29 protein-coding genes are annotated in these 21,244 nt (G+C 66.4%); 18 read left to right on the forward strand and 11 right to left on the reverse strand.

Annotated features, from left to right (window positions below):
* Positions 1–55 precede the first annotated feature (55 nt).
* Genes A9977_RS18290 through A9977_RS18300 form a run of 3 tightly spaced genes read right to left on the reverse strand, consistent with a single transcriptional unit; the run spans position 56 to position 3,191 of the window.
* Positions 56–1,396, reverse strand: a complete 1,341-nt coding sequence (locus tag A9977_RS18290; RefSeq protein ID WP_183026297.1) for a site-specific integrase — start codon at positions 1,394–1,396, stop codon at positions 56–58.
* Positions 1,393–1,854 (reverse strand): GNAT family N-acetyltransferase, encoded by a 462-nt coding sequence (locus A9977_RS18295; RefSeq protein ID WP_183026298.1) that lies wholly within the window; start codon positions 1,852–1,854, stop codon positions 1,393–1,395. Before A9977_RS18295 ends, A9977_RS18290 begins: the two co-directional genes overlap by 4 nt.
* Positions 1,854–3,191 carry a hypothetical protein gene (locus A9977_RS18300; RefSeq protein WP_183026299.1) on the reverse strand — a complete coding sequence of 446 codons (1,338 nt, stop codon included), beginning with the start codon at positions 3,189–3,191 and terminating at the stop codon, positions 1,854–1,856. Before A9977_RS18300 ends, A9977_RS18295 begins: the two co-directional genes overlap by 1 nt.
* A gap of 258 nt (positions 3,192–3,449) precedes the next feature.
* Between A9977_RS18300 and A9977_RS18305 the strand changes: the two genes are divergently transcribed.
* The 5 genes from A9977_RS18305 to A9977_RS18325 all read left to right on the forward strand — a co-directional run bounded on the left by A9977_RS18305 (position 3,450) and on the right by A9977_RS18325 (position 5,458).
* Positions 3,450–3,743, forward strand: a complete 294-nt coding sequence (locus A9977_RS18305; protein WP_183026300.1) for a hypothetical protein — start codon at positions 3,450–3,452, stop codon at positions 3,741–3,743.
* Positions 3,740–4,072, forward strand: a complete 333-nt coding sequence (locus A9977_RS18310) for a hypothetical protein (RefSeq protein ID WP_183026301.1) — start codon at positions 3,740–3,742, stop codon at positions 4,070–4,072. The genes A9977_RS18305 and A9977_RS18310 overlap by 4 nt, the downstream gene beginning before the upstream one ends.
* Complete coding sequence (locus tag A9977_RS18315) at positions 4,069–4,632, forward strand: N-acetylmuramidase family protein (RefSeq protein WP_183026302.1); 564 nt, start codon at positions 4,069–4,071, stop codon at positions 4,630–4,632. Before A9977_RS18310 ends, A9977_RS18315 begins: the two co-directional genes overlap by 4 nt.
* Positions 4,629–5,027 (forward strand): hypothetical protein, encoded by a 399-nt coding sequence (locus tag A9977_RS18320; RefSeq protein WP_183026303.1) that lies wholly within the window; start codon positions 4,629–4,631, stop codon positions 5,025–5,027. The genes A9977_RS18315 and A9977_RS18320 overlap by 4 nt, the downstream gene beginning before the upstream one ends.
* A 236-nt stretch (positions 5,028–5,263) precedes the next feature.
* The gene (locus A9977_RS18325; protein ID WP_183026304.1) at positions 5,264–5,458 is read left to right on the forward strand and encodes a hypothetical protein; all 195 of its coding nucleotides are present in this window, start codon (positions 5,264–5,266) and stop codon (positions 5,456–5,458) included.
* A gap of 52 nt (positions 5,459–5,510) precedes the next feature.
* Here A9977_RS18325 and A9977_RS18330 read toward each other — a convergent pair whose 3' ends face one another.
* From A9977_RS18330 to A9977_RS18345, 4 genes are all read right to left on the reverse strand, one after another.
* On the reverse strand, positions 5,511–5,768 hold the full coding sequence (locus A9977_RS18330) for a hypothetical protein (RefSeq protein ID WP_183026305.1): 258 nt from the start codon (positions 5,766–5,768) through the stop codon (positions 5,511–5,513).
* 428 nt (positions 5,769–6,196) lie between these two features.
* Complete coding sequence (locus A9977_RS18335; RefSeq protein ID WP_183026306.1) at positions 6,197–6,448, reverse strand: hypothetical protein; 252 nt, start codon at positions 6,446–6,448, stop codon at positions 6,197–6,199.
* Positions 6,445–6,810, reverse strand: coding sequence for a hypothetical protein (locus A9977_RS18340; RefSeq protein WP_183026307.1), 366 nt, complete (start codon positions 6,808–6,810; stop codon positions 6,445–6,447). Before A9977_RS18340 ends, A9977_RS18335 begins: the two co-directional genes overlap by 4 nt.
* 6 nt (positions 6,811–6,816) lie before the next feature.
* The gene (locus A9977_RS18345; RefSeq protein WP_183026308.1) at positions 6,817–7,158 is read right to left on the reverse strand and encodes a hypothetical protein; all 342 of its coding nucleotides are present in this window, start codon (positions 7,156–7,158) and stop codon (positions 6,817–6,819) included.
* A 74-nt stretch (positions 7,159–7,232) separates the two neighbouring features.
* Between A9977_RS18345 and A9977_RS18350 the strand changes: the two genes are divergently transcribed.
* Positions 7,233–7,472, forward strand: coding sequence for a hypothetical protein (locus tag A9977_RS18350; RefSeq protein ID WP_183026309.1), 240 nt, complete (start codon positions 7,233–7,235; stop codon positions 7,470–7,472).
* Between the two features lie 13 nt (positions 7,473–7,485).
* Positions 7,486–8,169: an SOS response-associated peptidase gene (locus A9977_RS18355; protein WP_183026310.1), complete on the forward strand. Its 684-nt coding sequence runs from the start codon at positions 7,486–7,488 to the stop codon at positions 8,167–8,169.
* Between the two features lie 168 nt (positions 8,170–8,337).
* Here A9977_RS18355 and A9977_RS18360 read toward each other — a convergent pair whose 3' ends face one another.
* Positions 8,338–9,495, reverse strand: coding sequence for a hypothetical protein (locus A9977_RS18360; protein ID WP_183026311.1), 1,158 nt, complete (start codon positions 9,493–9,495; stop codon positions 8,338–8,340).
* Positions 9,496–9,758: 263 nt separating this feature from the next.
* On the opposite strand from A9977_RS18360, the gene A9977_RS18365 reads away from it, so the two are divergent.
* Positions 9,759–9,995 carry a hypothetical protein gene (locus A9977_RS18365; protein ID WP_183026312.1) on the forward strand — a complete coding sequence of 79 codons (237 nt, stop codon included), beginning with the start codon at positions 9,759–9,761 and terminating at the stop codon, positions 9,993–9,995.
* A gap of 317 nt (positions 9,996–10,312) precedes the next feature.
* On the opposite strand, the gene A9977_RS34340 is transcribed toward A9977_RS18365, so the two are convergent.
* Entirely contained in the window at positions 10,313–10,441 is a 129-nt protein-coding gene (locus A9977_RS34340; RefSeq protein ID WP_259652034.1) for a hypothetical protein, read from the reverse strand.
* A 108-nt stretch (positions 10,442–10,549) separates the two neighbouring features.
* The gene (locus A9977_RS18370; protein ID WP_183026313.1) at positions 10,550–11,029 is read right to left on the reverse strand and encodes a hypothetical protein; all 480 of its coding nucleotides are present in this window, start codon (positions 11,027–11,029) and stop codon (positions 10,550–10,552) included.
* Between the two features lie 553 nt (positions 11,030–11,582).
* Between A9977_RS18370 and A9977_RS18375 the strand changes: the two genes are divergently transcribed.
* Positions 11,583–11,786: a hypothetical protein gene (locus A9977_RS18375; RefSeq protein WP_183026314.1), complete on the forward strand. Its 204-nt coding sequence runs from the start codon at positions 11,583–11,585 to the stop codon at positions 11,784–11,786.
* A 241-nt stretch (positions 11,787–12,027) separates the two neighbouring features.
* Here A9977_RS18375 and A9977_RS18380 read toward each other — a convergent pair whose 3' ends face one another.
* Complete coding sequence (locus tag A9977_RS18380) at positions 12,028–12,420, reverse strand: hypothetical protein (protein WP_183026315.1); 393 nt, start codon at positions 12,418–12,420, stop codon at positions 12,028–12,030.
* Between the two features lie 163 nt (positions 12,421–12,583).
* Between A9977_RS18380 and A9977_RS18385 the strand changes: the two genes are divergently transcribed.
* The 9 genes from A9977_RS18385 (at position 12,584) to A9977_RS18425 (ending at position 21,244) form a co-directional block, all read left to right on the forward strand.
* Complete coding sequence (locus A9977_RS18385) at positions 12,584–12,913, forward strand: hypothetical protein (RefSeq protein WP_183026316.1); 330 nt, start codon at positions 12,584–12,586, stop codon at positions 12,911–12,913.
* 455 nt (positions 12,914–13,368) lie between these two features.
* Positions 13,369–14,604, forward strand: coding sequence for an ABC transporter substrate-binding protein (locus A9977_RS18390; RefSeq protein ID WP_183026317.1), 1,236 nt, complete (start codon positions 13,369–13,371; stop codon positions 14,602–14,604).
* A gap of 13 nt (positions 14,605–14,617) precedes the next feature.
* Positions 14,618–15,487 (forward strand): ABC transporter permease subunit, encoded by an 870-nt coding sequence (locus A9977_RS18395; protein WP_183026318.1) that lies wholly within the window; start codon positions 14,618–14,620, stop codon positions 15,485–15,487.
* On the forward strand, positions 15,487–16,506 hold the full coding sequence (locus tag A9977_RS18400) for an ABC transporter permease subunit (protein ID WP_183026319.1): 1,020 nt from the start codon (positions 15,487–15,489) through the stop codon (positions 16,504–16,506). Before A9977_RS18395 ends, A9977_RS18400 begins: the two co-directional genes overlap by 1 nt.
* Positions 16,503–17,255: an ATP-binding cassette domain-containing protein gene (locus A9977_RS18405; protein ID WP_183026320.1), complete on the forward strand. Its 753-nt coding sequence runs from the start codon at positions 16,503–16,505 to the stop codon at positions 17,253–17,255. Before A9977_RS18400 ends, A9977_RS18405 begins: the two co-directional genes overlap by 4 nt.
* Complete coding sequence (locus A9977_RS18410; RefSeq protein ID WP_183026321.1) at positions 17,248–17,952, forward strand: ABC transporter ATP-binding protein; 705 nt, start codon at positions 17,248–17,250, stop codon at positions 17,950–17,952. Before A9977_RS18405 ends, A9977_RS18410 begins: the two co-directional genes overlap by 8 nt.
* 4 nt (positions 17,953–17,956) lie before the next feature.
* On the forward strand, positions 17,957–19,471 hold the full coding sequence (locus tag A9977_RS18415) for an amidase (RefSeq protein ID WP_183026322.1): 1,515 nt from the start codon (positions 17,957–17,959) through the stop codon (positions 19,469–19,471).
* Positions 19,468–20,637 (forward strand): transporter substrate-binding domain-containing protein, encoded by a 1,170-nt coding sequence (locus tag A9977_RS18420; RefSeq protein ID WP_183026323.1) that lies wholly within the window; start codon positions 19,468–19,470, stop codon positions 20,635–20,637. Before A9977_RS18415 ends, A9977_RS18420 begins: the two co-directional genes overlap by 4 nt.
* Entirely contained in the window at positions 20,618–21,244 is a 627-nt protein-coding gene (locus A9977_RS18425) for an ANTAR domain-containing response regulator (protein WP_183026324.1), read from the forward strand. Before A9977_RS18420 ends, A9977_RS18425 begins: the two co-directional genes overlap by 20 nt.

Below are 21,244 nucleotides of genomic sequence, written 5' to 3' on the forward strand. Positions count from 1 at the left end.
TTTCGCACCGATTTCGCACGCGGGACGGAGGAAATTCGCACGCGGTGCGAGGGTGTCAGGCCACGGCCTTGAGCCTTGGCGCCTTGGGCTTCTGGTAGTCCTCCGGGATGAACTTCCCATAGGTCTGAAAGACCATCTGCACGTCGACGTGGCCAAGCTGCTCGGCCAGCCACCACGGGTTGGCGCCGGCCGTGAGCCTGGCACTTGCGTAGGTGTGCCTGGCTTGGTAGGGATTCCGATAGCGCACGCCGGAGCGCGCGAGCAGCGGCACCCACAGACCCTTGCGCAGCTGTGCGTCGGTCGTCCAGGGCTTGCCCGTGCGCGGGTTCAGGAAGATGTGGCCGTCGGCCGCCAAGCTGATCAGCTTCTGCGCCTCAAGCGCGGCCATGGCTAGGTCGCTGAGCTCGACGTCGCGCACGCCGGCCTCGGTCTTCGGCCCCTTCTCCTGCCCCGCCACCTGATTCAGGTCGATCCGCACCTTGCCTGCAGCGAGGTTGGCCCGTGACCAGCGCAGCGCCTGGAGTTCCCCGGGCCGGACGCCGGTCTCCAGCCAGAACTGGACGGTGGGCCACTCGTCGGGCCGCGCCGCGGCGACCAGCTGGGCCCGCTCTGCCTCGGTGAACGGGTCGACCACGTACTTGCTGTCGGTCGCCGTTTGCTTGAGCAGCTTGGTCAAGGCAATCCGCTCGAACGGGTCGAACTTGATCAAGTCGTCGTTGAGCGCGTCCTCGAAGACGCTCCGGAAAGGCGTCAGCAGGTTGCGAGCGAACTTGGCCGTTACGGCCAGGTCGCTGATCCAGGCGCGCAGCATGCTCGGCGTCACTGAGCCGATGGCCTTGGTCCGCCAGTGCTTCATGCGCGTGCTGGTGAGCGCCTTGACGTAGCCGTCGTGCGTGCTCTGCGCCAGGGTTCCATTGGCGACCTGCGAGGCGTAGGTCTCGATCTGCTTGTCGATCAGCTTGCCAAGCAGCACGTGCTTTGGCAGCTCGTCGAACTGGGCCGCGCGCTGGCTCTCCGGAAAGTGCTCGGTGTATCGAAACTCGTCGTCAGCGATCTTGCGCTGGATCTCGGCCCGCAGGCCGGCCGCATAGGCCAGCGCGCTCTTGGTGATGCTGCAGGGCGGCAACAGCTCCCGGCACTCGACGCCGCGGAAGCTGAAGGCGATCTGGATCCGCTCCTCGGTCTTGAACTTCCGAATGCTCACGCCGCGAGGGGCTGTGAGGGCTGCGCTTGCCGTCGCACTCTTGCGGAAGAAGCAGTCGACGGTCGGCGTGATCACGACGATGTCAGAGCCGATCGCAGCCGCGGTGACGACGGCGACGCCGGCACCAGCCAGTGACAGCTTCTGCGAAGTGCCGGGCGTGGCGACCGCCAGCGTGTACTCGATGTTGTTCATTCCGAAGCCTTTCGAATTGCGTAGAGCAAGATGTCTTGACCGTCCTTGCCGGCCTCGCGTTTCACACCCTCCAGTTCAAAGCCCAGCGACTCAGCGAACCTTGCTGCTTGGGTCCATGTCGCCAGGACGGTGCACTCGATGCGCCGCGTCGTCTGAAGCGCGTTGCCCCGGACTGTGCGGCAGAAGCGGAGAAGTTTTTTCCACGATTGGTGCGACATGGCGGGCGCCGCGACGAGCCACGCGGTCAGGGTCCATGCGTTGCTCTTCGACAGTCCTAGGATCGCCACAGGTCGGCCGCCCTGATAGAGCGACCAGGCTGCGCCATCCGTCTGCCAGCGGTTCACCGCGAAGATTTCGGGGTCACAGAGCCCCGCGAGAGACGCGAGGCACTCACGATCCTCGTCTCTCATGCCGGCGCAAACCAGCACGGCGTCGGCGAGCGTGAGCTGCTGGAACACTACTGGGGGCCCAGAGCGAAATAGTAGATCGACAGCGCATCGAGCTCGAAAGCTTCATCGCGCGAGTGCCTGAACACCGGGGCGAACGCAGGCGCCATGACCTCGATCGGCTGCATGTCACCCGGCCGCGTGTCGCCCGTGATCGTCTGCGGCACGGATTCCTTGGCCAGGTCGCGCGGGTCGTACTTCATCGAGAAATCCATGCTGCCCACCGCCACCAGGTCGGCGCCCCAGACCTGTTTGTTGATCCCCGGCGTCTTCGCGTCCTGGAAGGCCATCTGGATCTCGACCGGGACCAGCTGGTTCCCGTCGGTGTACTGCAGAGCGCTGACCTCGTAGAGGGTGTCGGTCGATCGGACGTAGACCCGGCCGTCCAGCGTTGCCAGCGCGGAGATGCGAACCGGGAAGGTGTACTCGCTCCAGCAGGCGATCTTCGAAGACTTCGAGTAGGTGTAGGCCCAGACCTTGGAGTGGTCGCCCATGTCCATCACGAGCCAGTACTGGCCCAGCTGGTGGATCCAGACGCCGAACGAGTCGTAGGGGTCGGCCGCGGCATTCACTGCCGCCACGTCGGGCACCACCAGCTTGTCGATCGGGACGCCGACGTCGTTGTCGTCGATGCGGTTGGTCTGTGCCTGCACGGTCATCGTCCGCAGGCCGTAAGGAGACAGGAACATCAGATCGTTGGAGAACGGCGCGAGCGACAGAGGCGCCTGCGTGCCGACGCCGGAGATCCGCTTGCTCAGCACGTTCGCCGCGGGGTCGACCGCCACGTTCCAGATCTGCGCCTGCTCCGAGAAGAAGACGACAAGCGATTCCTGGAAGGTGCCGACCGCCGTGCATGCGCTCTTGGTGTCCGACTGAAGGCCAGCCGGCAAGAAGCCCGCATCGCTCGCCGTCGTCCAGTCGCGCGGGTCTCCGGCCTTGCAGTAGCGCACGTTCTCGCAGCCGATGGCGAAGACCCGGCTCGCCGCCTTGGTGACGGAGTTCGACTGAGGGCAGTTTGCGTCCGTGATGGGCGTGGTCGGGTTCGCGTCGACGTAGTGGTGCCAGGTCACGCGGTTGGCATAGCGCGACACGACGTAGGGGTAGCCGTTGAACAGGTCAGCGTAGAGCACGCGGTCCAGGTCCGCGCCGGCCGCCGCCGCGGGCTTGTCGAGCTCGATCACGTCGCAGATGGAGGGCGGTACGAAGGCCGAGCCGCGGTCAACGAACAGCTTCAGCCGGCCGCTGATCGCTTCCAGGCCGTGCGAGCCCGTGAGGCCCGACACCACGGGCTTCAGCGCCGGCCGCTTGGCGATGCGCTTGCCCAGCGTGACATAGGCATTGCGCAGCACCCATAACCAACCAGCAGGCCAACTACCCGTGGCGCTCGGCTCATGACGGCCTGGCCCTCGACGAAGACCGCCTGATCCAGAACGGCATCGTCATCACCGACGACAAGGGCCCGACCAACGCCAGCCAGGCCGAGAAGATCCAGCTGACCAACCTGTTCGAAGAGCAGATGGAAGTGCTGCGCCTCGGCTTCCACCCTGATCTTCGGCTACGCCTTTGCACCGCAGATCGCCGCGGTCGTCGCTCCCTACGTCCTGATCATGGTGGCAGCTGTCGCCGGCTCGGCCATGCGCCTTGGCCAGATCGGCGCCACGCCGCGCGGCGGGTCGTTCTGGCTGGTCTTCTATTCGACCCTGATTGCGATGTGCTTCACGGTGCCCCTGGCGGCCTACAGCGCATCGAAGCTGACCGGCGTCAGCGAAGCCGGTCTCTACGGCTTCGTCTCCTTCGCTCTGGGCTACATCGGCGACCAGTGGCCACGGGTGCTCAAGTTCCTGGGCGGGCTGGTCAAGGCTGGTCTTGAGCTGGTCGTGAAGAAGGGGGCAGGGCAATGAGCACCGTCTACACCCTGGCCGGGCTGAACTTCATCATCTGCATCGGCATCGCGAGCTCGTGCATCTGCCGGCTGGGCGCGGGCGACAAGCGGGTGCTGCGGCGCATCCGTGCCTTCTACCAGGCGTCGCTCGCCATCTCGATCACCGCCGCCCTCGGCCCGGTGCTTCCCATGTGGCTGCGCTTCTGGCCCGACATCGTGACCACGATCTTCGCGGGCGTCGTGTTCTTCGGCTTCCTGTGCGATGCGTACCGCTGGCGCCACGGCGCGCCGGCCGATGTGAAGAGCGATCACGCCCCGCTGTCTGAACTGCCGGAGATCAAGCCATGAAGACTCTAGTCCCTGAGGACTTCCAGCGCGCGGCCGATGCGCTGGGCGTCGATGTGCCGAGTATCAAGGCGGTGGCGCAGATCGAGGCGCCGAACGGCGGCTTCCTCTCCACTGGCGAGCCGACGATCTTGTTTGAGCGCCATGTCTTCAGCGAGCGCACGCAGGGTCGCTTTGACGCCACGCACCCGGACATCTCGAACCCCACCCCAGGCGGCTACGGGCGCACCTGGGAGCAGCATGCACGCCTCGCAGAGGCTGCGGCCCTTGACCGCACCGCAGCGCTCGAAGCAACTTCCTGGGGCAAGTTCCAGATCATGGGCTTCAACCACCAGACAGCCGGTTTCATGACACTGCAAGGTTTCATCAACGCGATGTACGCCAGCGAGGGGAAGCAGCTCGACGCATTCATCTCGTTTCTGAAGAACGACCGCGGCGGCGTGATGCAGCGCGCGCTCAAGGCGAAGGACTGGGCCACCTTCGCGAAGAACTACAACGGCCCCAGCTACGTGAAGAAAAACTACGACGAGCGACTGCGGGACGCCTACCGGGCGCTCGCATGACGGCGGCCGTGCGCGCTCTGCTGGTGAACTGGAAGCTGCTGCTGATCGTCGTGCTGCTCGCCGCGGCCTTCTTCTACGTCCAGCATCTTGAGCGATCGGCCGACTCCGCCGGCTACGCGCGATCGCAGGCCGAGTACGCCGCCGCGGCCGAGCTGCAGCGTGAGAGCAACCGCGGCCGCGCACACCAGGCCGAGGTCAAGGAAGCGGCGCAGACCGTCTACCGCGACCGCTACATCACCCGCACCGTGAAGGAGATCGAATATGTCACCCAGGACCTTGCTGCCTGCCCTGTGCCTCCTGCTGCTGTGCGCATGCTCAACGACGCCGCCAAGTGCGCCAGCGAAGATCGACCCGCCTCCTGTGGGGCTCACGGCGGAGTGCGCTCGGCCGGCTGATCTGCGGCCACTGGCCAACGCGCAGGACCTGGCGGCCTGGGCCGTCGAATGGATCGGGGCCTACGGGTGCGAGCGCTCGAAGCGCGCTGGGCTGATCGAGGCGTGGCCCCGCTGATCCTTCGTCCCATTCCCATCAGCCCCTGGCGCTTCGGTGCAGGACGGCGTGCAGGCCTATTGCATGCATCCTTGCGCACGCGCACAGTGATCGGATGAAGCAAGTGATGAGTATCCGACGAATGGTCGAGCTGTCGAACGCAGGTGGCAGTCCGTCTGCCGACGAGGCACTGGTTGTCCTCGCTGCCGTAATCGACCGTCTCGACACGAGCAGCGCCACCTATGAGGCCGATATCGAGGCGCTGATAGGCGTGGGTTCGGCGGTGTGGACGCTCAGCGGGCCGGGCAATGAACACGCTGGGTCGAGCCTTCGGTAGCCTGGGCCCGGGAAAAAACCACACAGGCCCGGCGCAGGGAGTGAGTGAAACGCTACGCGTCGATTGCCACCGGCGTGCCGTCGACAGCGATCAGCGCGCCCGGCGCTGCATCGTTGATCTCAATCGCCACACCCATGAAACGTGCTGGGTCGACCTGGGTCGCCTCGGTCTCGGTCTTCGTCATCTTCCGCCGGCGCATCAGGTCCGCGTGCTGCGAGGTCGACAGGACGAGCTTCTGCGGGTACTTGTTGTCGTGCGCTTTCCAGTGCGCAGACAGGGCCTTCGTGATCGCGTCGTAGATGTTGCTCATGCTGGCATTGTCGACGGCGCTGCTCGAGGCCTGGGACGCTGAATGCGCGCCGCTTCCCACCAGCCCCTGGCGCTTCGGCGCTGGGGGCGCTTTTTGCGTTGTGGGCCGGCTGGTCTTTCAGCTTTGTTCAGCGTTGACTGAATGCTCGAAGGTACGTCGCAGCTCAAGGAGCGCGCTCTCAGTCGTGTCCATCATGTCGGCCACCTCTTCGGGGGTCAGCTGAGGATACCCAGGCGTCGCGCGGAGAAAGTGATCCAGCTTTTCGCACGCAGACACCCAAGCGAGAGCAGCGACCTTCTGGTCTAGAGTGAGGTGGGGGTTGTTCTGTGGCATTCCGGGATACTAGCTCCGCGGTTGGCGGGCTAGGAAAATAGACGGCCGGTCGGAAGACGTGCCATCGCGCGAGGGTGAATGGTTGCTGCAGCCACTCAGTGCTCGAACAGCACGGCGCGAAGATGGTCCCCAACGGTGTCGTCTGGACATGATGGGTTCTCGTAGCCGTCAGCCACGCCAGCGCACAGGCTCACGACGCCGGCGCAGAGTTCCAGCACGTTCTGGTCGAGCTTGTCGCCCGGCTGGATCAGGCCACACTGCACGGCCAGGGCTGTGAACTTGGTCACCGGGTCGTGCAGGTCGTCCTGAGCTGCGCCCACGGGATCGGCGTCTTCGTTCTCGATCATGGTGCTCCTACGGTGGATGGAAAGGTTGTACGGTATTCATGCGGCGGAGGCGTCACTTCAACCGGCGGCGCGGGCATGCACCACCACACCTGCGGCGGGTCGGGCTGCTGGTAGCCGACTGCCTCGATGGCCCCGTAGATCAGGATGCCGCCATTCTCGATCTTCTTGATGCTCGCGTGGATTAGGGGCTCGATGACGTCGACGCGGGTGCGCTCGGTCTCAAACAGCCTGGCGACGGCGCGTGGGTAGAACTTGCGGCGGTCGTCGCCGAAGAACAGCCAGCCCGGGTAAGGGCGGCTCTGCACTACGTCCCGCGGCAGCTTCTTGCCCGCCTCGCGCAGGACGTAGACGACGCAGTGCATGGCTGGTCAGAAAGGCACATCGGAGCTCGGTAGCCCGAACTCGGGAGGCGGGGCAGGCTCCTCCGCGCGCGCGGTTTCCAGCGGGTCGGCGTCATCGCCGGCATGAGCGGGATAGAGGTCGTCGTTGTACTCGCCGGCTTCTGGGTACAGACGGCGCGCGACGGCTGCAGGGTCCTCGTCTCCATGCTTCGCGGCCACAGCCGGGCCGAAGACGTTGAAGCCCGCCATGCGCAGGTCCTCGGGGTCGTGCTCGAGCTCCTGCCAGGTGTTGGCGAACACAAAGACCCAGGCTTCCAGGTCGGATAGCTCGCGGCCGCGATACGAGATCGGGGTGGGGGATTGCCACATGGTCATCTCCTGAAGTGGCCCTCCACTGTATCCGGATACTGTACGGGCATCCAGTAGTTTGCTACGATCGATCCATGGACACCGATCGCGGAACCGGCATCCTGGACACTGTGCCCGGTCAGTTCGTGGTGCGCGCCATGTACTCGCTGCCGCCGGCGGGAGAGGTCCAGCCGCCCGAGGCGTCGCTGGAGATGTTCGTGCCCAGAGTGGGCCGCGTGCGCTTCACGTTCGAGCTCGCCGGCCCGGTTCCACACAAGCGTGCGCATTGGTGCTGGCAGGCGAAGTCCGCCGACTTGCTGCCGGGCAGGGCCTGAGTAAGCTGCGGCCATGTGCAATCGCTATATCCCTCCCGAGGTGGCCGAGATCGAGCGTTTCTGGAGCCTGCCCCGGGCGCATCAGCCTGACCTGTGGCCGCGCGAGATCTTCCCCCGGGCGCCGGGCCCGTTCATTCGCCGCCGGCGGGACGCTGTGGGCTACGAGCGCGAGCTCGTCGTCGGGCAGTGGGGCCTGATCCCCTGGTTCGCCAAAGAGCCGAAGCTCAAGTTCCCCACGAACAACGCGCGCAGCGAGGAGTTGGAGGCGAAGGCCAGCTACAAGGACCCTTGGAAGCGCGGTCAGCGCTGCATCATCCCGGCCGCCACCTTCGACGAGCCTAACTGGGAGAGCGGGAAGAACGTGTGGTGGCGCTTCCGCCGCGCGGATGGCGCGCCTTGGGGACTGGCTGGTCTGTGGAACACCTGGACCGACAAGGCCACGGGTGAGGTTCACGAGAGCTACACCATGCTCACGGTGAACGCGGACGCTGACCCGCTGATGAGCCGCATGCACAAGCCCGAGCCGAAGCTGGCGGCCGACAAGCAGGACAAGCGGAGCGTGATCCCGCTGCAGCCGGGCGACTTCGACCAGTGGCTCGAGGGGACGGTCGAGCAGACGAAGGTGCTGATGCGGTTGGCGCCGACCGAGGTGTATGGAGCCGGGCCGATGGAGCCCTTGCAGCAGGCGCTGAAGTAGCGCGCTCTACAGCCCAGTCCAGTCGATCCACTTCGGCTCAAGCAACGAGCCCTGCCGGGCAACACCTCAGAAACAGAAACGGCCCGCTAAGCGGACCGTTTCAGGGGAAATGGGTAGCTGCGTTCCTGAGTTATCCGCCGGAGCCACCGCCGTTGTGGAGCTTGAACTTCATAGAGGATTCCTTTCCGTGGTTGAGGGAAGCGAGGGAGTAGAGGCTATCACAGCATCCATGCCCTTGCCAGCAACTTCTGTTACGTTCTGTGGCAGCTTCGCTGGCGACCACCAGAACGCAACAGACTGGTGAGGAAGCATGCCGTTGTCTAGCGACCACTCATGTAGGGATTCGTCCCGTTTCCTGTACTTCAGCTTGGATGAGTTGTTGGCGGTTGCGTCCAGTTTCAAGCCCCCTCCGGGAACAATTACAGCGAGTTTCAGCTTCTCTGTGGGAAGCATAGAGCACCAAACCTCTGTGTCGAATAAGTTCTTCAAAAAATATGCTTCGGTCGCAACCTCAATGTTTTCACGAATTCCGAGCGTGACCATTTTTTGAAAGACTAATGAAGTTCGATCATCTGCGCCCGCTCTAATTGCCTCGCCTGGGTTAATATGCTCCTCCCACTCGGTTTGACCCTGACGTTTAGTGGCAAACCTAGTGATTGCGCATTCTTTGTTTAATTCAGGAAGAGGGGGTAGTTCAATATATACGCCGAAGTTATGTGTTATTGACCCCATTGTTATATTGCATGCTTCATATCGTGACGACTGAGATACCCTTATCAACGAAGCAGAGGGGTAGTTTGGATGTTGTACGGAAGGGTTGTCGATCATCTCAAGCTTGTAGGTGACCTCGGCGTTGTCCCTTCCAACTTTTGAATCGAACAGTGAAGTCTGAAGCTCAGCGCGGACGCTTGGTGATATCTGTCGTCTAAATATCGCCATGAAAAGATCTTTATTTATCTCTTCAATCTGAAGTTTTGTTTGCGCCTCATGACGGGCTTTCGAATACCTTTCTAGTACAAAAATCAGCACGATCGCAACTAGGCCTGCGAAGCCCAACTCCTTGAGAACGGTGCGTATCCAATAGGGGAATTCTGAGAACCATTCGTGGTGGCTGCCAACTACAAGGATGACGGATAGCGCAAAAACTATTAGCAGATGCTCGCGTGCACTTATGCGAATTGCGTCGAGACTCATCGCGTCGGTCTTTATGTCGTTTTGTTGCCTTTTCTGTCTTACCCAGCGGTAGATTAATAGAACGAGAGCGACCACACCTACTAACGCAAGTACGACTATCGAAAGTTCGACTAGCCTCGGGAATGTTTGCATAGGGTTTCTCAGTTTTGTGTAGTGGCGAGGATACGCCAAATGTCTCTGCCTGTTACGTATCGGCGGGTGGCTGTGCGCTTAAAGCTTCGATCAGCCACTACCTCAAGATGGCTGCTTAGCTGAAGGGCGTGAGAACGGGCAGTTCAAGGGTGACGAAGAGAACGCGGATCCATTGGGTGAGGCATGGCGCACCGACGTAGAAATCGGTTTCACTCGGATTGCTACGGACTACTAGGTAACGGTTTTGGCGCTAAGCTTTTGTCATGACCGATTACTTCCGCTCCGTCTCTGTCCGGGTCACCGAGCCGGTGCGGGGCCGCTTCTACTGGGCCATAGTCGAAAACTTGGGCGTCGCGACCAAATTCAATGAGCTGGCGACAGCTGCTGCGCACTTCGACACCTGGGAGGCGGCGCGCCAGGCCGGCGTAGCTGAGCTGCGGCGGCGCGAGCCCGAGTTGTGGGGGACGCCGTCGGCAAGTCGGGCGCCCGATGCTGGCTAAAAGCACAGTGGCGCGGCGCGGCTCAAATTCGCACGTGATTCGCACGCGCAACGCGCAGCCCACGGTATAGCTAGAGCGGATGGGGGTTCAAATCCCCCCAGCTCCACCATTCATGACGACGCCTGCCACTGGGAAACCACTGGCAGGCGTTGTGTTTTTCGGGATCGGATGGTCGCTGTCGGGAAGGCGATTCGCACCGGTTTCGCCTGCGGCAAGGGTGACCGCCTCGAGCCGCGGCGCTCGGGGGATCTGACATCACTTCGGGATGACCTCGATCGGGGTGCGCAGCCCTACGGCACTGCGCGGGCAGAAACCGATCAACCGATGAACGCAAGGCTGAGCAGCATGGTCAGCGCGATCACTGTGACAAACACCGCCAGTTCCTTCATGGCCGCCCGCGGTGCCTCTTCTCCAAGCCGTCTTCTTCTCGGTGACTGGGGCTTCATGTGCAATCTTTTTACTTACCTATTTGCGATGGTAGGTAGTTTGTTGCAGCGCGTCCCTCCCATGTTCATGGGAGGTCTTCCAACCGACCGCGGCGATTCAGGCGGAACTCAGCTGCAGCCGCGCGCGGCGCACTGCCGGCGCGCCTCTTCGACTTCGGCCTGAAGTTCGCGGGCGCGGGTTTCGCACCGCGTCGCCGCCGCGGCGGCTTCCGTGGCGACCGACGGCTCGAGCACGGCGCCGGCGAGATTGTGGTGGGCTCGCGCGCGGTTGGACAGGATCTCGCGCTGCTGGCGATCGCAGGAGTTCCGATGGCGGGAAAGATCCTCGATCCTGTCGCGCAGCACATCGGTCGCGTCGGTCCGAAGCCGCTCGGCTTCGGCTTCCTTGAGTGGCTGTTGCAGGGCCGGGCCCGGCGCGCCCTCGCCGGGTTTGCGCGCCTCGGCCAGGGGCTGGATGGCGGTTTGGGCCTGCGAGCGTTCGCAAGGCGCTTCCTGAAAGCTGGTCGACCCGCCGGTGCCGACGCATGGGTGGCGTGCCCATGAGGACTGGGTGGCGAGCACGAACAGGGCGGCGATCAGGTAGCGCATGAAATTTCCTCGTCTTTAGGCTGCACTGTAGTGGACGCGTGCGTGCCTGCGGGCGGGCGGCCCCGTCCGCCTCCAGGCCGCCGGCGCGGCGTCGTGTCGTGTCGGACCGCGTGGCCTGCCGATGTCACGCCGGGTCATCGTCGCGCGCAGGCGCGGTTCGGGGCGTAACCTTCCGCTGGGCCATCAAGGCGAGCACCCCGGCGGGAACCGGCCGGCAGCCACAGTGTCTTGCATGTTCCATGTGCCAAGCCATCCGTTGCGCGACGGTTGGAGACTTGGGCATGGGATGGGCTTCGTGCCAAACGCGGTTCATCTTCCCTCCAATCCTCTGGGGCGGCAGCAATGCGAGTCCAGTCTAGGTGGTCTTCGGCGTGGGGGGCTTGACGGCGGTCAATTCGATCCGCGCACCCGCAAACCCGTCCACGACGCCTGCGGACACAGGGCGCGTTCGCACGCGTAGGGCCCTTGCTGCCCGCCTTGTCGGCCTGCGCAGGGCCCGTCATGTGACGCCGGCCTACAGCCATTTCGTTTTCATTGAAAACAAAATGACTACATGGAAATCCTGGATGACGAAGAGCTGGCCTCTGCGGCGTATGTGCTGCGGATTCGTGCCGCCCATGGCGATCGCGAGGCCTTGCGCGAAGCCGAACGGCTCGAAGGGATCCTGAAGGCCCGGCTCGGTCCCACGCCTTCGGGCCATGCGCCGCTGGAGGCCGGGCAGGGCGAGCGCAAGCCATGGTGGCGCTTTTGGTCGTGATGTGTGGATGGAGCCGGAGCTAGCGCCATGGATTGGGTGCCATTGGCCTGGGTCGCGTTGGGCGCCACCTTCTCCGCCAGCTGTTTGGGCCTCTACGCGCGGCTCAGCGCCGCGGCGAGGGCGTTCGACCGGGACCTGATGCTCCTTGCGGCGGTGGGTGCCTCGCTGGGAGTGCTCACGGCTTCGAGGCCGCAATGGATGTGGTGAGGGGGCCAGCCGCCTCAGCACGCGGGGCCGTCGCTCAGGGGCGCTCGGGCTGGAGCTCGCCCGCATAGCACTCGGGGCTCTGCTCGCTGCCTTGCACGCAGTCCGAGTGCCGGTAGAGCGCCTCGATCTCGAGCACCGGGACCGGCTTGCCCACCACGTGCTGCGAGCCGACCACCCGGCCTCCGATGCTCAGCAGGGTGAACGGCGCCACTAGGTTTCGGTCGTAGTCCCCCGGGCCGCAGGCGACGAAGTACTGCGGGTCGCGGGACCACTGCAGCACCTGCCGCGCATCGAAGGTGGCGTGCAGCAGCGTGAAGCATTGGCGTGCGCCTTCGCGCGCCTCGATGGTGTGGATGCCGCCGCTCCAGCGCACCCGCGTGCCCTGGGCCGAAGGCGACAGCGCCTGGGCGGGCAAGAGGTCTGCCACCGGCGCTTGCGGCTTTGTGGCGGCGATGGGGGAAGAGGGGGCGGCGCGATCGGTGGGTGTGGCGCAAGCCGCGAGCAGGACACAAGCGCCAAGGATGGCGCAGAGGCGTGGAGGTCGGTGAGGTGGCATCGTTTCATCCTAGCGCGGCGATGACGCGCTGCTCGTGAAAGTGCACGACGCCGACGACATCGAATTTATAATTCGAATTACTGCTCTGAAAACCTGTAGCGCCACGCATCGGGCTCGCGCGCGGTGGCAGGAGTGCCGAAAGCAGACCGTGAGATTTGTCGTCATTCCCGAATCGAAGAATTGCTGGATCTGGGAGCTCCGCAGCGCGCAGGATTTCCTCGTATTGAGGAGCCCGGGCAGCTTTACCGCCAAGTTCCAGGCCGTGGCCCAGATCGAGGCCTTGCGGCGCGCCATCCACGTCGCCGGCATCTACGATCTGGTGGGCGCCCGGGTGGACGCGCAGGCGGTGCGGGTCACGTCCTAGCACCCCGTGGTGCCCAGCCCTGGGGCAGGCGAGGGCCCGATGGCACCGAAAGGAGGCCGCCGCGCTCGTTGTTGGCGTTGCCGTTCAGGCACGTCGCTTGCATGAGCAGCTTGTCGCGCCGGCCATGCCGCGGTGTGCAGCTCCGCATAAACCCGGATGCGCTGCCTCACCCCGGTGTATAAAGTGCGGCATTCGATCGCGGCACCGCCCGGTTCGTGCAAGCTGAAGCCCCAAGGATGCGGCCGCAGCCCAGAGACATCGTCAGTCCCGCTCTCTTCTGACCGCCAACGTCGTCGGTCCTTGTCTTGCCGGCATCTCGTCCGGTAACCCCCCGTCTCTCCCTCCTTCCGCGCCATGCTTGGCGCAGGCCCGCGTTCGCTTCGGCGACGCGCATGCCTGTGCGCGTGCGCATGTGCCGGCGTCGGCAGGGGAGGCGGACACCCCAAGGAAACAACATGACTTCTTCCCGTCGCCAATTTCTAGGCACCGCCGCATCCACCGCCTTCGCCTCCGCGCTCTCGCTGCGCGGCCTCGACGCCTTCGCCGCCGAAGACAAGATCAAGGTCGTCGGCATCTACGACCTGTCGGGCGGCCTCGACATCTATGGCAAGCCCGTGGTCGACGCGCTGCGCTTCGCCGCCGAGGAGATCAACCAGAAGGGCGGCCTGCTGGGTCGGCAGATCGACTTCATCCACTACGACGCGCAGTCGAACATGCAGCTCTATGCGCAGTTCGCGCAGCAGGCGGCGCTCAAGAACAAGCCCGCGGTCGTGATGGCGGGCATCACCTCGGCCTCGCGCGAGGTGGTGCGGCCGGTGCTCGACCGCTTCAAGACGCTCTACTTCTACAACAACCAGTACGAAGGCGGCGTCTGCGACGGCAACTACTTCGCCGCCGGCGTGACGCCGGCGCAGACGGTGCAGAAGCTCGTGCCGCATGCGATCAGGAAGTGGGGCAAGAAGGTCTACATCGTCGCGGCCGACTACAACTACGGCCAGATCGTCTCCTCGTGGGTGAAGAAGTACGCGGCCGAGGCGGGCGGGCAGACCCTTGCGGTGGAGTTCTTCCCGCTGGACGTGACCAACTTCGGCGCCACCATCTCCAAGATCCAGGCGGCCAAGCCGGACTTCGTGTGGTCGGCGCTGGTGGGCGGCGCCCACATGTCCTTCTACCGCCAGTGGAAGGCCGCCAACATGGCCGGCAAGCTGCCGATCGCATCCACCACCTTCGCCGGCGGCAACGAGCACATCGTGCTGTCGCCCGAGGAGTGCAACGGCATCCTGATCTGCCAGAACTACCTGCAGGAGCTGCCGGGCGCGGCCAACCAGGACTTCGTGGCGCGCTTCCACAAGCGCTACGGCGCCGACTACCCCTACATCACCGAGCTGGCCATGGGCGCCTACCAGGGCTTCATGCTGTGGGCCGAGGGCGTGCGGCGCGCGCAGAGCATCGACCGCGTGAAGGTGATCGCGGCGCTCGAGTCCGGCGTGGTCATCGACGCGCCGAGCGGCAAGGTCGGCATCGATCCCGTCACCCACCACTGCACGCTCGACGTGCACATCGCCGAGGTACGCGACCGCAAGCTCAACCTGGTCGAGAGCTTCCCGCAGCAGCCGCCGGCCGACACGGCCGCGGTCTGCGACCTGCGCAAGAACCCGAACGACGCCAAGCAGTACACGATCAAGTTCTGAGCGCGACCGATCCATGGACCTCGCAGCCATCTTTTCCATCGAGGTCGTGGGCGCCATCGCCACGCTGGTGCTCATGAGCATCGGCCTGGCGGTGGTGTTCGGGATGATGAAGATCATCAACCTGGCCCACGGCGAATTCATGATGCTCGGCGGTTACGTCGCCATCCTTGCCACCAACCGCTTCGGCGTGCCGATCTGGCTGTCGATGCTGCTGCTCGCGCCGCTCGTCACCGGCCTGTTCGGCGTGCTCGTCGAACGGCTGCTGGTGCGGCATCTCTACGGCCGCATGATCGACACCATGCTCGCGACCTGGGGCCTGAGCCTGGCGCTCGTCGGCCTCGCGACCATGGTCTTCGGCAACACCACGGTGGGCATCTCCTCGCCCTTGCCGGGCTTCGCCATCGGACGCTTCCAGGGCAGCGGCTACACGCTGTTCGTGATCGCCGTGGCGGTGGCGGTGCTGGCCGGCCTGTGGCTGCTGTTCCGCTTCACCGACCTCGGGCTGTGCGCGCGCGCCTCGATGCAGAACGCCGCCATGGCGGCCGCGCTGGGCGCCAACCCCGGGCGCATCTACACGCTGACCTTCGGGCTCGGGGCGGCACTGTCCGGTCTGGGCGGCGCGGTGCTGGCGCCGGTGTCGGGCGTGATCCCGACCATCGGCGCGAGCTACATCGCCAAGGCCTTCATCACGGTGATCGGGGGAGGCAGCGCCGTGATCACCGGCAACCTCGCGGCCTCTGGCCTGTTCGGCGCCGTGAGCCAGGCCGTGACCTTCGCCACCACGCCGGTGTTCGGCGAGGTCGCGCTGCTGCTCGCGGCCGTGCTGCTGATCCGTCTGCTGCCGCAAGGCATCACCGGCCGCTTCTTCAAGAAATCCATCTGATGACCCACGCTTCTTCTCTGCGATCCTGGGGACTGGCGGCTGCCGGCGCGCTGTGCGTGGCCGGCGTGCTGCTGGCCCCGCAGGTCACCGACACCTTCGCGCTGCTGGCGCTCACCGTCTACCTGGTGATGGCGATGCTCGCGCTGAGCCTGGCCTTCGTCTGGGGCTTCGGCGGCATCCTGTGCTTCGGCCAGGCCGCCTTCTTCGGGCTCGGCGCCTATGCCTATGCGATCGGCGCGATCAACTTCGGCCCCGGCGTGGCGGCGCTGCTGTTGTCGGTGGCGGTGCCGGCGGTGTTCGCCGCGCTGCTCGGCTACTTCATGTTCTACGGCCGCATCAGCGATGTGTACCTGGGCGTGATCACGCTGGCCGTGACGCTGATCCTGTTCAACCTGGCCAACTCCACCTCGGGCTCGGAGTACCGCATCGGCGAAGCGCTGCTGGGCGGCTTCAACGGCATTCCGTCGATCCCGACGCTGACGCTGCCGGGCCACGACAGCCCGCTCGAGCCCGAAGGCCTGTTCCGGCTGGTGGGGCTGCTGCTGATCGCCGCTTACGTCGGGCTGCGCCTGCTGCTGCGCACGCGCTTCGGCCAGGTGGTGGTGGCGGTGCGCGAGAACGAGCGCCGGGCCGAACTGCTGGGCTACGACGCCCGGCTGCACAAGCTGCTGGCCTTCGCGCTCGGCGGCGCGATCGCCGGCCTGGCCGGCTGCCTGTACGCCAACTGGGGCGCCTTCGTGAACCCCGGCGTGTTCAGTCTCGCGCAGTCGGCCCAGATCATCATCTGGGTGATCGTCGGCGGCCGCGGCACGCTGATCGGTCCGATGATCGGCTGCGTCGGCATCCAGTGGATGGTGACCGCGCTCGGCGGCCAGCAGACGGTGGACACCGGGCTGGTGCTGGGCGTGGTGCTCGCGGCCTTCGTGATGCTGATCCCGCGCGGCATCGCGCCCACGGTGATGGGTTGGTTCGCGCCGCGCGCGCGGCCCGTCGCCACCGTCCCGGAGCGCGTGCGATGAGCGCCCCGCTGTTGCAGACCCGGCGGCTGGGCGTGAGCTTCGGCGGCGTGCATGCGGTGCGCGAAGTGGACTTCGATCTCGCCGAAGGCGAGCTGCGCTGCCTGATCGGCCCCAACGGCGCCGGCAAGAGCACCTTCTTCAAGATGCTCAGTGGCCAGCAGCTGCCCGACCGCGGCGAGGTGTTCTTCCGCGGACGGCGCATCTCCGGCCTGGCGGCGCACCAGATCGCGCGCCTGGGCATCGGCATCAAGACCCAGGTGCCCAGCGTGTTCGACGGCCTCGACGTGCTGCAGAACCTGCACCTCGCGGCCCTGCGCGCGCAGCCCTCGGAACGCGCCGCGCGCGCCGAGGCGCATGCGGTGCTCGAGCGCGTCGGCCTGGCCGGGCGCGGCGATGCGCGCGTGGGGGAACTCGCGCACGGCCAGCGGCAGTGGGTCGAGCTGGGAATGATCCTGGCCTCGCGCCCGGCGCTGGTGCTGCTGGACGAACCGGCGGCCGGCATGACGCACCACGAGGTGCGCAAGACCGCGGCGCTGATCCGCGAGATCAACCGCGCCAGCACCGTGGTGGTGGTGGAACACGACATGGCCTTCATCCGGATGATCGCCGGCCGCGTCACGGTCTTCAACCGCGGCGAGGTGCTGGCCGAAGGCAGCTTCGACGACGTGGTGTCCGACCCGCGGGTGCGCGACGCCTATCTGGGCAACAAGCCCATCCATTCCAGCAACCAGGAGACCGACCATGCTTGAAACACGCGACCTGCGCGGCGGCTACGGCCGCGTGCCCGTGCTGCACGGCATCACGCTGGAGGCCGGCGCCCGCGAGATCACGGGCATCCTCGGGCGCAACGGCATGGGCAAGACCACCTTGCTCAAGGCCCTGATGGGCGAGCTGCCCGCCACCGGCGGCACGCTCGCGCTGGCCGGGCAGGACCTGACGCGCGCGCGTCCGCACGAACGCGCGCGCGCGGGCATCGGCTATGTGCCGCAGGGCCGGCAGATCTTTCCCTTCCTCACGGTGGCGCAGAACCTGCGCATGGGCTGCGCGAAGAACTTCGCGACGGCCGAGGCCACCATCGCGCGTGTGCTGCAGCACTTCCCGCGGCTGCAGCGGCTGCTGGAACAGCCCGGCGGCAGCCTGTCGGGCGGCGAGCAGCAGCTGCTGGCGCTGGCGCGCTGCCTGTGCGGCGATCCCAAGCTGATCCTGCTGGACGAGCCCACCGAGGGCATCCAGCCCTCGATCTGCGACGAGATCGTCGAGACCCTGCTGCAGCTGCGCGAGCGCGACGGCCTGGCGGTGGTGCTGGTCGAGCAGGACATCGAGTTCCTGTGCGCGCTGTGCGACCGGATCCTCGTCATCGACAAGGGTGTCTTCACCGGCGCCATCGATCCGCGCCAGACCTCGAGCGAAGAGATCGCGCGCCAATTCACCGACTTCCACGCCTGACGACATGCCCGTTCAACGTCCCACCCTTTCCCAGCTCGACGCGACCGCCCGGTCGCTGGGCCTGGCGCTCGACAGCGCCACGCTGAGCGAATACGACGCGATCCTGCAAGCCACCTTCGACGACTACGACCAGGTCGATGCGATGCCGCCCGAACTGCCCGCGGTGCATTACCCGCGCACGCCGGGGACCTACCCGACGGGCGCCGACAACCCGCTGGGCGCCTGGCATGTGCGGACCACCGTCGCGGGCCGCGCCGACGGCCCGCTGGCCGGCAGGACGGTGGTGCTCAAGGACAACATCTGCCTGGCCGGCGTGCCAATGATGAACGGCGCGTCGACGCTGCGGGGCTACGTGCCCGACGTCGACGCCACCGTGGCCACGCGCGTGCTGGACGCCGGCGGCACCATCGTGGGCAAGGCGCACTGCGAGTACTTCTGCGTCTCCGGCGGCAGCCACACCAACGCGATCGGGCCGGTGCAGAACCCGCGCAAGCCGGGCCACTCGGCCGGCGGCTCGTCCTCGGGCTGCGGCGCGCTGGTGGCCGCGGGCGAGGTCGACATGGGCATCGGCACCGACCAGGGCGGCTCGGTGCGCATTCCCGCCGCCTATTCGGGCTTCGTCGGCATGAAGCCCACCTGGGGCCTCGTGCCCTACACCGGCATCATGCCGATCGAGATGACGCTCGACCACGCGGGCCCCATGACCGCCACGGTGGCCGACAACGCCTTGCTGCTCGAGGTGCTGGCCGGTCCCGACGGGCTCGACCCGCGCCAGGGCGCGCCGGCGCCCGACACCCGCTACGGCGACACGCTGCGCGCGGGCTGCCAGGGCCTGCGCATCGCCGTGGTGTGCGAGGGCTTCGGCTGGCCCAACGCCGAGGCCGACGTCGACCAGGCGGTGCAGCGCGCCGCGCAGCAGTTCGAGCGGCTCGGCGCGCAGGTCGAGACGGTCTCGATCCCGCTGCACCGACAGGGGCATGCCATCTGGACGCCGATCGCGGTGGAAGGCACGACCCAGCTGCTCAAGGGCTTCAACCACGGCTCGAACTGGAAGGGCCTGTACGTCACCAGCATGATGCGCGCGCAGCAGGACTGGCAGGCCCACAGCATGGACTTCCCGCACGACCTGCGCACCTGCCTGCTGGCCGGCGAGTACCTTTCGCAGCGCTACGGCGGGCGCTACTACGCGCAGGCGCAGAACCAGGCGCGGCGCCTGCGCGCGGCCTACGATGCGGTCCTGTCCCGCTACGATCTGCTGCTCATGCCCACGGTCCCGATGAAGGCTCCCGCACTGCCGGCACGCGACGCGTCCGCCACCGAGTTCGTCACGCGCGCGCTCGAGATGAACGCCAACACCGCGCCCTTCGACGTCACCGGCCATCCGGCGCTGTCGCTGCCCTGCGGCCAGTCGCAGGGCTTGCCCATCGGCCTGATGCTGGTCGGCGCCTTCCATGGCGAGGCCGCGATCTACCGCGCCGCCTACGCCTTCGAGCAGACTGGCCTGGGGAGCCCGGCGTGACGCCGGCCCGCGCACCGGCGCGCGAGGGCTGGAAGGTCGGGCTGCTGTTCTCCACCACCAGCCTCACGGCGGCGGTGGAAGCGACCCAGGCCCAGGCCACGCGCCTGGCCATCGAGGAGGTGAACGCCGCCGGCGGCATCGACGGCGTGCCGCTGTTGCCGGTGGCGATCGAGGCCGGCGCAACGCCCGAGGCCTACCGCGAGGCCGCGCTGCAGCTGTGCGACCTGCACCAGGTGCCGGTGATCTTCGGCACCCACATGTCGAGCACCCGCAAGGCGGTGCTGCCGGTGGTCGAGAGCCGCCGCACGCTGCTGTTCTATCCCACGCTCTACGAGGGCTTCGAGTACTCGCCGTTCTGCATCTACACCGGCGCCGCGCCCAACCAGAACTCGGTCCCGCTCGCGCGGCACATGCTCGAGCGGCATGGCGGCCGCGTGCTCTTCGTCGGCGGCCAGTACGTCTACCCGTACGAGTCGAACCGAATCATGCGCACGCTGTTCGAGCAGGCCGGCGGCAGCGTGCTCGACGAGATCTACCTGCCGCTGCAGAGCTCGCACGAGGACTTCATGGCGGTGATGGACCGGGTGCGCGCGCTGGCGCCCGACGCGATCTATTCCACGGTGGTGGGCAGCGACACGCTGCGCTTCTACGAGGCCTACCAGAGCGCGGGCTTCGACCCGGCGCGGATGCCGATCGCGAGCCTGGCCACCAACGAGGCCGATGCCGCCGCGATGCGCCCCGGCGCAGCCGAAGGCCACCTCAGCGCCGCGCCCTGGTTCGCCACGCTCGACACCCCCGCCAGCCAGCGCTTCGTCGCCAGCTACGGCCAGCGCTTCGGTCCCGACGCGCCGATCACCGCGGGCGCCGAGGCCGCCTATTTCCAGGTCCACCTGTTCGCCGAAGCGGCGCGCCGCGCGGGGGGGGCGCAGCGTCCCGATGCGCTGCTGGAGGCGCTGGGCGGGCTGGGCTTCGAGGCGCCGCAGGGCCATGTGCGCATCGATGCCGAGTCCCACCACACCTGGCTGTGGCCGCGCATCGCGCGCATCGCGGCCAGCGGGCGCTTCGAGATCATCGCCAGCGCGAGCGAGGCCGTGCGCCCCAGCCCCTACATGATCGATCACACGCTCCAATCCGGCGTGCAGGGCGATGACAGCCAAGGCGCCTGAGCCGCGGCCGGCACCCGCGCTGCCCGCCGTCGGGCCCCTGCTGCACGAGCTCAACGGGCTGCGCGTGGCGGTGCTGCATCCGCTCGATGCCGAGGGCAGGGTGCTGATCTCGCACCTGCAGCGCATCGGCAGCGTCGTGACCCAGCGCTGGCCCGTGCCGCCACGGCTGGACGCGGATTTCGACGTGGTGATGCTGGCGATCGAGCTCGACCAGCGCCAGCCGACCACCGCCTTCGTCGCCTCGCGCAGCGAACTCAGCCCGCCGCTGATCGCCATCGTCGGCTACGAGAACCCCTCGATGCTGCAGCTGGTGCTCGAGAGCGGCGCGGTCTCGGTCATCGAGCGGCCGCTGCGGCCCTTCGGCCTGCTGACGCAACTGCTGATGGCGCGCACCCTGTGGCGCCAGCGCGCGGCCGCGCTGGCCCACATCCGCAAGCTCGAGGGCCGCTATGCCACGGTGTCCAAGCTCACCATGGCCAAGACGCTGCTGATCGCGCGCGAAGGGCTCACCGAGCAGGAAGCGCACCGCAAGATCCAGCGCCTCGCGATGGCCGGGCGCACCACCGTCGAAGAGGTCGCCGAGACGGTGATCGCGACCTATCCCTGA

Source organism: Variovorax sp. UMC13 (genome assembly GCF_014170375.1).
Taxonomy (GTDB): Bacteria; Pseudomonadota; Gammaproteobacteria; order Burkholderiales; family Burkholderiaceae_C; genus Variovorax.